Genomic DNA, 808 nt, shown 5'->3' on the forward strand with positions numbered 1-808 from the left:
TTGGTGTCGGTTCGGTGGGGACCCATCCGGGAGGGCGGGTGTTGCCGAAGTACTCCTGACAGACCAAGCCGGACCCGCAGGAAAGTGTCAGCCCCTACCAGGGCGGCGGGGACGGGACACCCATTGAGCTATTTCCAAGGAGCACTCCCATGCGTACATCCATCAAGACTTTCCTCGGCGTTGCCGCTGCCGGTTCGCTCATGTTTTCCCTGGCTGCCTGCAGCCCGGCGAACAACGCTTCCTCCGCTCCGGCCACCTCGGCGTCTTCCTCGGCTGCGGCTGAAAAGCCCGAGCCGCTCGCCTCGATCCCGGCACTGACCGGCGTCTCCACCGCGGTGAAGCTCGATGCTTCCTTCGCGAAAGCCCTGGAAACCCTCAAGCTCACCCCGGGCACCGTCGGTACCGCCAAACTGACCGACGGCTCGCTGGTCTTCCCCATCACCGGCGGCAAGGTCGACTACTACGACCCGGCCAAGGACTACCGCCCCTACGTCCAGGGCCTGATCAGCCACGCCGGCTCCGGGTTCTCCCTCACCGCCGGTGACACCAAGGTCGAACTGACCAACTTCACCATCGACCCGGGCACCTCCAAGCTCTACGGCGACGTCGCAGTGAACGGCACCACCGCCGTCAAGCAGGCCTACATCTTCAACCTCGACGGCTCCACCCTCAAGCCCCTCCAGGCATCCGGTGACACCGCCGTCCTCGAAGGCACCCGCGTCCTGATCTCCGACACCGCCGCCGGCCTGCTGAACAAAACCTTCAAGACCGACGCCGTGAAGGCCGACATGCTCGTCGGCATCGCCAA

General features: G+C 65.2%; 1 protein-coding gene. It reads left to right on the forward strand.

The window, feature by feature from the left end:
- Window positions 1-149: 149 nt before the first annotated feature.
- On the forward strand, window positions 150-808 hold a 659-nt coding region (locus AC1DBD_RS17685; protein ID WP_476982700.1), incomplete at its 3' end, for a hypothetical protein.

The sequence above is a fragment of the Arthrobacter sp. 10T419 genome (assembly GCF_056394105.1).